This window comes from Providencia sp. PROV189 (assembly GCF_028480065.1).
Taxonomy (GTDB): Bacteria; Pseudomonadota; Gammaproteobacteria; order Enterobacterales; family Enterobacteriaceae; genus Providencia; species Providencia stuartii.
In genome coordinates, this window is record NZ_JAMPOG010000075.1 from 1 (window position 1) to 2,647 (window position 2,647).

Genomic DNA, 2,647 nt, shown 5'->3' on the forward strand with positions numbered 1-2,647 from the left:
GGTTTTTGCTAACTAACTCGCCCGTTTAACATAAAAGGGATTGTATGAATCAATTTTAGCTAGAGTTTAAGGTTGTTCAAATTAATGTACAATGATTGCACTGTATAAATAACCAGGTGTAGCATGTATGGAAAAGCACTTTATCAATGAAAAGTTTTCACGAGATCAATTTACGGGGAATAGAGTTAAAAATATTGCCTTTTCAAATTGTGATTTTTCAGGGGTTGATTTAACTGATACTGAATTTGTTGATTGTAGTTTTTACGACAGGAATAGCTTGGAAGGGTGTGATTTTAATAGAGCCAAACTAAAAAACGCTAGCTTTAAAAGCTGCGATTTATCAATGAGTAATTTTAAAAACATTAGCGCCTTAGGTCTTGAAATTAGTGAGTGTTTAGCTCAAGGAGCTGATTTTCGAGGGGCTAATTTTATGAATATGATAACTACAAGGTCATGGTTTTGTAGTGCTTATATAACCAAGACAAATCTTAGTTACGCTAATTTTTCTAGAGTCATATTAGAAAAGTGCGAACTGTGGGAAAATCGCTGGAATGGCACTGTGATAACTGGCGCCGTGTTTCGTGGCTCCGATCTTTCTTGTGGGGAGTTTTCATCGTTTGATTGGTCTTTGGCTGATTTTACTGGTTGTGATTTAACGGGTGGGGCGCTTGGCGAGCTTGATGCAAGGCGAATTAATTTAGATGGAGTGAAGTTGGATGGAGAGCAGGCGCTTCAGCTTGTTGAGAGTTTAGGTGTTATTGTTCACCGATAAAATCTAGGTAAAAAACGCCTAATGCCCCAATGTGGTACTAATCAAAACGGAGCGAAGCGACATCTTCATCTTGTCTTTGCTTTTCTCCATGATCAGTTATTGGGTCATGGTCTCTTAGCTCGTTAATCTGGCTAAGTTTGGTTAGGTTGGGCTTCTTTCGACACTTCGCAATCCAAGAAATCCCTAGTCCGTTGATTGGTGCTCTTATCAGGTACGCACTGTAATCTTTCGATACCGCAGCGTGATTCGGAGGTAGAGCCGGAATTTCGTTTTCCGGTACGTTTTACTACCACAATTTGCCTGTTTATCCTTTCGGAGACCGGGCTAAGTCCGAGTCAATCAAGTGGTGCATTTGGGTTAATGTCGTTGGCTGGTATTTAATGAGAACGTGACAAGCGCCTCTCACGTTGCTAAGATTGGATTGCGACGTCTAATCTGAGCAACGAATGCACAAGATTTAGAGTACCAGAGCCCTGTGATGCTGTCACGGGGCTTTGTTACATCTGGAGCTTGGTAAACCTCATAAATTCAATTCGCAACGCTCGCCGCAAGGCGTGAACTTGTTTCACGTCGAGGAAGCGGAATTTCTCGAAAGCCTTATACTGTCTCCGTTCACACATGATCGGAGGGTGTCTCTATGTCTCAATTATTTCGTTTGGCATCGCCAGAAGATTACGAATACATCGAAGAATTAAATTTATGGGAATTGTCATTTGATAAGCGACCGGTTCAAGGGGTTCGTTGTGAAGATCCGGTGATCGGGGCAGAAAAATATAATCAAGGGCGTGAAAAATTTAAGGCGTTAGCGTCACGGCATAAAAAACACTGGAAACCGAACGGATTGACCTTTTCGGAGTTGATCCGCTGGGCAATAGAATGCGGAACTCCAGAACAATGTCAGCTTGTTTTAGCGTTATACCATTGCACAAACGATGATGATTATCAGGCGATGGGAATTCAGTTAAGCCGAAGTATTGATAATGCAAATGTCAGTCCGATCATCTTTTTCACAGGTAAAAATCAACGGTTATTAGGTGATATTTCGATGCTAAAACAGCTCGAAGAAAAGGTGCGCTGACGTTAGGTTTACCTATTATTTTATGTATTATCCTATCTATTATTCTATCTCTTATTTTATCTATTTCGTCTGTAATAGGTAGAATAATACATAGAATAAGATACAGAATAATAGATAGACACAAGATGACGTTGTGTTATTTCTTACCCATTAATCCACCTGTTATTCTACCTATTACTTTACCCGTTATTGCACCCAATTTAGGTATAACGGGCAGAATAACGGGTGAAATAATGGGTAGAATCATAGTTTTACTAACTTGCACCCCATGATACTTTCAGTATCAATGCCACTCATTTTCTGGACGAAAATGAATGACATAAGGCTCCGCCCTCTGGCTATTTTCTTCGGCTGGACGCCTGCGAAAAAAACCATTCACCCAAGCCCGTCAAACTCACTGCGTTCGTCTGACCACCCCCTTTTTTCGCCCCTGTATTTGGTCGCTCAAAAATGTGGTGGTCAGACGCTTCGCTTGACGGGGGGCTTTGCCCCCAAAACGAAACACGTTCACTGGGGTTCACTTGCCATCGCTGGGGCGTGTCATTTCGTTTCGGCTCCCCCTGTTTTTCCCTTTCTTCGCTGGACGCTCATCAGGATAAAAACAAAAAGCCTACCGCCCTCGTTTTACTCGGTTGGTCAAATCGCTTCTTGCCACAAAACAAGTTTGTGACTTTCAGCGATTTCGCATCGTTTTACTTGTCAGTTTGCACGATGTTAAAAACGCACTCAGAAGCCCGCAAAACCGTTCTAAACTTTCAGCGTAGATTTGGGTGTTTTATAGGGTGATCGTTTCTTAA

The 2,647-nt window shown here is 41.6% G+C and carries 2 protein-coding genes; both read left to right on the plus strand.

Annotation, left to right across the window (positions count from 1 at the left end; translation table 11 throughout):
- Positions 1 to 127: 127 nt before the first annotated feature.
- Positions 128 to 772: a quinolone resistance pentapeptide repeat protein QnrD1 gene (locus PR833_RS20195; RefSeq protein ID WP_012634451.1), complete on the plus strand. Its 645-nt coding sequence runs from the start codon at positions 128 to 130 to the stop codon at positions 770 to 772.
- A 637-nt stretch (positions 773 to 1,409) separates the two neighbouring features.
- The gene (locus tag PR833_RS20200) at positions 1,410 to 1,850 is read left to right on the plus strand and encodes a hypothetical protein (RefSeq protein WP_015063446.1); all 441 of its coding nucleotides are present in this window, start codon (positions 1,410 to 1,412) and stop codon (positions 1,848 to 1,850) included.
- Positions 1,851 to 2,647: the final 797 nt, after the last annotated feature.